Source organism: Methyloversatilis sp., from assembly GCF_030698125.1.
GTDB lineage: Bacteria > Pseudomonadota > Gammaproteobacteria > Burkholderiales > Rhodocyclaceae > Methyloversatilis.
This window is the reverse complement of the sequence record NZ_JAUYNV010000016.1, coordinates 152,137-158,817: the sequence shown is the minus strand read 5'-3', so window position 1 is coordinate 158,817 and position 6,681 is coordinate 152,137. Positions and strand designations below refer to the sequence as shown.

At 65.2% G+C, this 6,681-nt stretch carries 8 protein-coding genes; 5 read left to right on the top strand and 3 right to left on the bottom strand.

The genetic code is table 11. The features are described 5' to 3' along the window. Positions 1-486 precede the first annotated feature (486 nt). Both Q8Q80_RS07195 and Q8Q80_RS07190 read right to left on the bottom strand, forming a co-directional pair. Positions 487-786 (bottom strand): type II toxin-antitoxin system RelE/ParE family toxin, encoded by a 300-nt coding sequence (locus Q8Q80_RS07195; protein WP_305632272.1) that lies wholly within the window; start codon positions 784-786, stop codon positions 487-489. 8 nt (positions 787-794) lie between these two features. After that, on the bottom strand, positions 795-1,082 hold the full coding sequence (locus Q8Q80_RS07190; RefSeq protein WP_305632266.1) for a type II toxin-antitoxin system ParD family antitoxin: 288 nt from the start codon (positions 1,080-1,082) through the stop codon (positions 795-797). A 233-nt stretch (positions 1,083-1,315) separates the two neighbouring features. On the opposite strand from Q8Q80_RS07190, the gene Q8Q80_RS07185 reads away from it, so the two are divergent. The 5 genes from Q8Q80_RS07185 to Q8Q80_RS07165 all read left to right on the top strand — a co-directional run bounded on the left by Q8Q80_RS07185 (position 1,316) and on the right by Q8Q80_RS07165 (position 4,655). Then, positions 1,316-1,567: a type II toxin-antitoxin system prevent-host-death family antitoxin gene (locus Q8Q80_RS07185; protein ID WP_305632265.1), complete on the top strand. Its 252-nt coding sequence runs from the start codon at positions 1,316-1,318 to the stop codon at positions 1,565-1,567. Positions 1,568-1,678: 111 nt separating this feature from the next. Beyond that, a complete protein-coding gene (locus Q8Q80_RS07180) occupies positions 1,679-1,984 on the top strand; it encodes a BrnA antitoxin family protein (RefSeq protein ID WP_305632264.1) in 306 nt (101 codons plus the stop codon). Positions 1,985-2,215: 231 nt separating this feature from the next. Then, positions 2,216-2,701, top strand: coding sequence for a DUF3592 domain-containing protein (locus Q8Q80_RS07175; protein ID WP_305632263.1), 486 nt, complete (start codon positions 2,216-2,218; stop codon positions 2,699-2,701). 174 nt (positions 2,702-2,875) lie between these two features. Continuing rightward, positions 2,876-3,685 carry an alpha/beta fold hydrolase gene (locus Q8Q80_RS07170; protein ID WP_305632262.1) on the top strand — a complete coding sequence of 270 codons (810 nt, stop codon included), beginning with the start codon at positions 2,876-2,878 and terminating at the stop codon, positions 3,683-3,685. Positions 3,686-4,118: 433 nt separating this feature from the next. Beyond that, the gene (locus Q8Q80_RS07165) at positions 4,119-4,655 is read left to right on the top strand and encodes a GNAT family N-acetyltransferase (RefSeq protein ID WP_305632261.1); all 537 of its coding nucleotides are present in this window, start codon (positions 4,119-4,121) and stop codon (positions 4,653-4,655) included. Between the two features lie 120 nt (positions 4,656-4,775). Here Q8Q80_RS07165 and Q8Q80_RS07160 read toward each other — a convergent pair whose 3' ends face one another. Then, the gene (locus Q8Q80_RS07160) at positions 4,776-6,470 is read right to left on the bottom strand and encodes a sigma-54-dependent Fis family transcriptional regulator (RefSeq protein WP_305632260.1); all 1,695 of its coding nucleotides are present in this window, start codon (positions 6,468-6,470) and stop codon (positions 4,776-4,778) included. Positions 6,471-6,681: the final 211 nt, after the last annotated feature.

Genomic DNA, 6,681 nt, shown 5'->3' with positions numbered 1-6,681 from the left:
TCAACCTGATCCGCGCCGATACCACGCCGGGCAAGAAGTGCAGTCTGGCCATGAAGCGCAAGCGCGCCGCCTGGAACCCGGATCTGCGTATGAGCATCCTCGGACTTACGCCTCTATGATGTTCGAGTGCGGAAGCCCTGCGGGTTGAGTACAGGCTTTTCTCGTTTGAGGGGCAAGGCGATCCATCTGTAATTGAGCAGGTAGTGCCTGTAATTGCTTGTGGTGTACGGTCATTGCGGCATCCTCGCAAACAATAGGGGACGCAGCAACATTTCCCCGCCGGGCTCCCCGGCGCATTCTTTCACGAGGCGTTCGCAGCAAGCTTCACGGCTGCATTTTCCGCATTACGCACTGGACAATCCTTTCCGCGCAGCCAAGGCTGCCTGCGGTGTCAAGCTCGCTTGCGACTTGCCGTCTCCCGCTTCTGATCAGCGGCGACCGAGACCTGCTGGACATGGGCACCGGGGATTGCTCCCACTGGGCTTTTTACTCGGCCTCGAAACCGCCACGCTCGGCCAAGGCTTGGGGATCACGGGCACCATGCAGTACACGCACGATTACCAGATGCGTCGGGGTGGCCGTGTAATAGATGACATAGGCTCCATGAGGCAGGGCCCGCATGTCAGGCGCGAACATGTCGCGTCTGCTGCCAATGGACGGGGCATAGCACAGCTTGTGCAGCCTGGTTTCAATGGCCTCCAGGAAGTGTGTGGCCACATCTTCCGTGGCTTCCATGGCGAGGTAGGCCCAGAGCTCGGCCAAGTCATTTGCGGCCGTCTCAGTCAGGCGGAGGGTCAGGGTTTTGCTAATAGCGTCCTCCCCCGCGTGATGATGGCTGCCTTGTCGAACTCGGTCAGGCGACCGGCTGCAAGATCAGCCAGGCCGCGTTCCACATCCGCCTTGAGGCTGGCAAGCTCTTGTTGCTGGACAGCGCGTGCCGATTTCCAGTCGCGCAGGGCCTCGCGCACCACTTCACTCACCGACGCATAGTCGCCGCTGGCTACAGCGCCTTTGACCAGCGCGGCCATGTCGGCAGGCATTGCGATGGTCAGGCGTTCAATCGGATGAGGTGTGGGGTGCATGGCCAGTATTCCTGATGGGCTTGGATTCACACTTAATCATACTGGGGTGATCGGGGACGCCGCAACATTTGCCCGATGGTAGCCTTGAAGCCTGCTTTCACGAGGCGTGCGCGACAATCCTTGCGCTGCGTTATCCACATAACGCGCCGGACAAAGAGGTTGGGATCCTTTTCGAGTCGAACAATTCGTCCGTTATGATCGTTGATTGACGATTCGGGACCGGGAGTCTCGCCATGGAAACATTCACCGCGAATCAGGCCAAGAGGCATTTCGGCGAATTCATCGACCGTGCCCAGAAGGCGCCCGTACGGGTGATGCGGCGCGACCGCGTGGTCGGCGTGATGGTGTCGCCCGAAGACTTTGACGCCATGCGCGCGTTCTACGCCGACCGTCTTCAGCACACGCTGCAACGCAGCGCAGACACCGCGGCGGCGGCCGGCCTGACCCCGGAAAATCTGGACAACCTGCTTGCCGATGAAAGTTAGACGGGTCGTGAGCAACATGAACCAACAACAGGGGGCGTAGCAACATTCCCTCAGTGGTGGGCTTTACGCCGCGTGGCGCGGATCGCCATGTATTCAGCATGAGGAAAGCAAATGACCGCGAGCAAGCGCGCATCGGGCCCATCCTTGGGATCTGATCTGAAGCGTGTCGACGGGCATGTCATTCAGCCGGCCGAATACGATGAACTGCCTGAACTCAGCGACGAAATGCTTGCGCGTGGAAAGGTGAATCGAGGCGGGCGACCCAGATCCGCGAATCCGAAAAGGCTGATCTCGATTCGTCTGACCGAGGATGTCATTCAGCGCTGGCGCGCCACAGGGCCGGGATGGCAGACCCGCATGGCAGAAAGTCTCAGCAGGCTCGCGCCGAAGGAAGGCGGAGGACAAACCGGGAAATAGGCACGGGCCCGGGATGGTCGCCGCCGGGCAGGCAGAGGACCGACACCGAGGTTTCCCCGCCTGTTTCGAACGGCTACAGGGCGGCCTCGCTGATTTCTGCCGCTGCTTCGGGCAGGATGTCGACGCCCGAGCGGATCACAGGGCGTTCCGCGCTCGATCGTACGCTGCGCAGCCAACCATACTGCCGGGCAGACCTCGCCGCTCTTGCCACCTGATGTTCGCCAACCGCGCGTGGCGAACGTCGCCCGAGCTCGAACTCCCACTCACTACACCATGAACTTCAGCCCGATCAGAATCATGTGGAACGACTGGCCCGCGCTGGCGTCATGGGTGGCGATGCCGATCACCTGGGCCATCCATTTCGGCTTCCCTTACCTGTACGGTGGCGACGCGGCCTTGCCGCTGGTGCTTCCGGTCGGGGTGTCCGTCGCGCTCATCGCCGTGCTCCTCTGGCGCATCAAGCGTGTGGCCGATCTGTTCGCGCGCGGGGTCGCGGTGAGCGGCACGGTTACCGACCTGATGATTGCGAAGGATCGCGGGCAGTTGGTGTTCGAATTCGAAGCCCCCGGCACGCGGGTTCGAACATGGATGCCGATACACAAGACCCGTGACGTGCTGTCGCTGGCCCGCGGCGACCGCGTGGATGTTCTTTATGACGCGAACGCGCCGCGTCGGGCCATCGTCAAGCGCCTGTTCGTTGCCACGCAACAGGCCTAGCACCGCGCCCCGGCGCGACCCACCCCGCTGCAGGACGATCCGTTGTGCCGCGGCGTGGTACTCGACGCGCCCGCCTGCGTGTTCGAGATCGACGGGTAGACGACTGCGCCCCGCCCGGTGAAGAATGGGGCGCCGAACCCTGTTCCTGTTGCCGACCGACGCGAGGCGCGCGCATTGACCCTTCCCACACCGCATTTCCGATCGACCGGCGCCGGCCCCGGCGTGATCTGCCTGCACGCGAACGGCAGCAGTTCGGCGCAGTGGCGGGGCCTGAGCGACGCCTTGTCGGCCGATCACCACGTCCTCGCGCCCGACCTGTACGGCGCCGGCCGCAGCCCTGACTGGCCTTCGGACCGCGAGATCACGCTGCGCGACGAGGTCGATTTCCTCGCGCCGGTGTTCGCGCAGGCGGGCGAGCCCTTCGTGCTGGTCGGACATTCCTACGGCGCGGCCGTCGCGCTGGTCGCCGCCCTGACCTGGCCGACCCGCGTGCGCGCGCTGGCGATCTACGAGCCGACGCTGTTTGCCGCAGTCGATGCGCTGCAGCCGCGGCCCAACGGCACCGAAGGCATCCACGCCGCAGTGGCCGCGTCGGTCGCTGCGCTGGAAGCCGGCGACCCGCACGAGGCCGCCCGCCATTTCATCGACTACTGGATGGGCGCCGCCAGCTTTGCCGCCATGCCCGGGCCGCGCCGGCAGGCCATCGCGGAGGCGGTGCGCAACGTGCGGCGCTGGGCGCACGCGCTCACCACCGAGCCGACCCCGCCGGACGCGTTCGCCGCGCTGCACCTGCCGGTGCTGTATATGCAGGGCGCAGCGTCGCCGGCGTCGGCGCACGCCGTGGCACGAGCACTGATTCCCCGCCTGCCGAAGGTGAAGGGGGTCGAATTCGCCGGGCTCGGCCACATGGCGCCGGTCACGCATCCCGACATCATCAACGCCGAAATCGTGCGCTTCATCGCCGCGACCGGCGACGCGGGCTGACGGACACGCCCGGTGGAGCGGCTTTCAGGTGTCGCCGGCGGAGACGGGACACGGCGCACCTGTCATGCACACAACCCCATTTAAGGAAGGCAACAGGGGACGCAACACGATTGATTGAAGCCCGTCGAGGACGCCAGTTACGTCTTCGCGGCGTCATCTGTTTCGGTTTCGGTCTGCGCGATGAACGTATTGTCGTGGGCGGCACGCCGCGTGTCGCCGCGTATCGCCATGGCTTCAGGACGAGGAAAGAAATGACCGCGAGGAAGCAGCGGGCCACAGAGCCGGACGGCCGGGGGGCAGAACCACATGGCAGACTGCCGCAGCAGGTTCGCGCCGAACGAACGCGGGGGCAATTTCGGGGGACGGGCGCAGACGCGAGACAGTCCGCGCAGGGTCATGACGATTTCGAACGCGTTTCCAGCCGGCGGTGGACATGAGCACCCGCATCCGCCCGGCGACGACGTCCGATCGCGAACATGTCCGCGACATCCATCTGCGCGCCTTTCCCGACAGCGAGAACCGGCGGGTGGCGAAGCTGGCCGTCGACCTGCTCGACGAACAGGGTGATCCGCCGACGATTTCGCAGGTGGCCGAACTGGATGGCCGTGTGGTCGGCCACATCGCCTTCAGCCCGGTGAAGGCGGAAGACGCGCCGGACTGGCTGGGTTACATCCTGGCGCCGCTGGCGGTTGTGCCTGAATGCCGGAACGCCGGCATCGGCTCGGCGCTGGTCGGGCACGGCATCGAGTTGCTCCTGGAGCAGCCGGCCGATCGGGTGTTCGTCTATGGCGATCCTGCGTATTACGGCCGCTTCGGTTTCGGCATCGCAGCGGCCGCGCACTTTGTGCCGCCCTTCGCACTGGAACACCCCTTCGGCTGGCAGGCGCGGGGACTGCGCGAGCATGGTGCGACGGGTCGGACACTCCGGCTGACGTGCGTGAAGGCGCTGCGCGACCCGGCGCTGTGGTGAGTGACGGCCGTGCGCTGCACGGTCGGCGGCGAGGTGCGGCGCCACAACCCGCTCCGGCGCCCACACCGCGAGAGGGGCTTGCCGAGCGCAGCCCCTCTCCAGATGACGGCGGGTATCGCTTCAGGCATCGGCTACGTCGGCTTCGCCATCGCTGCGCTGCAGCCTGTAGCTCAACTTGGGCCGCGACATGCCGAGCCGCCGCGCCGCGCGGGCGATGTTGCCCCCTTCCTGGTCGACACAGGTTTTCATCAGCAGCTGTTCGAGTTCCTCCAGCGGAATGCCTGCGCTCAATATCTGTTCACACAGACGCAAGCGGGTTTCATCGCCACCCCCTTGTTCGAGTTTCCCGCATGCCGAGATGCCTGATTCGCGTGCGAGCACGGCCTCCAGAGACAGGAAGAGGTGATGCGCATCGATCCAGCCCTGCTGCGGCGCCAGCACGACGCCGCGCTCGATCACGTTTTCCAGTTCGCGCACATTGCCCGGCCAGTGGTGGGCGTGCAGGGCCTGGAATCCCTTGTCCGACACGCCCTGCACGTGCTTGCCGTGCTGGCGGTTGAACCTGGCGACCAGCGAATCGACCAGTTTGCGCAGATCGGCCAGACGATCGCGCAGCGGCGGAATGTGGATGGGATAGACGTGCACGCGGTAATAGAGGTCGGGCCGGAAGCGCCCCTCCTTCACCGCCTGCGCCAGATCGACGTTGGTGGCGGCGACCACCCGCACATTCACCTTGCGCGTACGTTCGTCGCCCAGGCGTTCGATCTCGCCTTCCTGCAGCGCGCGCAGCAGTTTGGCCTGGGCGGCCAGCGGCATCTCTCCGATCTCGTCGAGGAACAGCGTACCGCCCTCGGCGCGCTCGAACTTGCCGGCACGCGAGGCGTGGGCCCCGGTGAAGGCACCCTTCTCGACGCCGAACAGTTCCGATTCGATCAGGTCGTGGGGGATCGCCGCGCAGTTCACGGCGACGAAGGGCGCGTCCTTGCGCGGGCTCATCTGGTGCAGCGCGCGGGCGAAGCGCTCCTTGCCGACGCCGGTCTCGCCCAGCAGCAAAACGGTCACCGTGGTGCCGGCCGCGCGCAGCACCAGCTCGTAGGCGCGACGGAAACTGGCTGAACTGCCGATCAGGTCGGTCGGCGTTGGCGTCACCTGCGCACTGTCGGTCTGCGAGACACCGGCCCAGACGGCGGAAGGCAGGTGGGCGATGCGGCTGTCCGGCTCGAAATAGCGCGCGTACTGTTCGCCGTCCTCCCATTCCTCGACCGGCTTGCCGATGATGCGGCAGCTGTTGGCGCCGCAACAGGCACATTCGACTTCCTTGAACAGCACCATGCGGCCCATGAACGCCGAGGTGTAGCCGGAGGCGTAACCGATCTGCATCCAGCACACCGGGTCGGCCGACTGGCCGAACTCGCGCAGGTGGAATTCGGCTTCCCACGAGTGTTCCCACAGGAACTCGCCATCGAATTCGCCGCTGCGCAAATCGATATGGATATGCATCGGCGTCACCTGCACGCTGCCTTCGAGCATGTGCAGTTGCGGACCGACGAAGAAGGATTCAATCGGGTTCTGGCCCGGCCGTATCGTGCGCGCCAGTTCGGCGTCGCGCATGCCGGATTCGTAACCCATGCGGGTCAGGATGCGGCGCGCCGATTCCGGCCCGACCGACTTGATGAGCTGCGTGCGCAGCGCCGACATGGCGGCGCAGTGCATCAGCAGCATGCGGTTTTCCGCCAGCCAGATCAGTCCGTCGTCGGCCGAGAACCTGACCAGCCGACGCAGATCGCTGTTGTGCGGGTACTTGAACGTACTCATTGCCCGTGCCTCCTCCAGACCGGTGCTTCATGTTGCGCTGCACAGCGGCTCGGCCTCCGTCGGCTGCAGTGGAGCGCGTGCGCGATTCCAGCTGCATGGCGTGGCCGGTCTTCTTCCGGTCGACTCCTTCATCAGATGGTGAACACCTCTTCGGGCGCTTCACGAAATCATCAACCGGTGGACGCGACGACTGTACATCGCACCACTTAAA

Excerpts from the sequence above, each read along its gene's own strand:
- Q8Q80_RS07185 (WP_305632265.1), top strand. The coding sequence starts at position 1,316 with ATGGAAACATTCACCGCGAATCAGGCCAAGAGGCATTTCGGCGAATTC.
- Q8Q80_RS07180 (WP_305632264.1), top strand. The coding sequence starts at position 1,679 with ATGACCGCGAGCAAGCGCGCATCGGGCCCATCCTTGGGATCTGATCTG.
- Q8Q80_RS07190 (WP_305632266.1), bottom strand. The coding sequence starts at position 1,082 with ATGCACCCCACACCTCATCCGATTGAACGCCTGACCATCGCAATGCCT.
- Q8Q80_RS07160 (WP_305632260.1), bottom strand. The coding sequence starts at position 6,470 with ATGAGTACGTTCAAGTACCCGCACAACAGCGATCTGCGTCGGCTGGTC.
- Q8Q80_RS07165 (WP_305632261.1), top strand. The coding sequence starts at position 4,119 with ATGAGCACCCGCATCCGCCCGGCGACGACGTCCGATCGCGAACATGTC.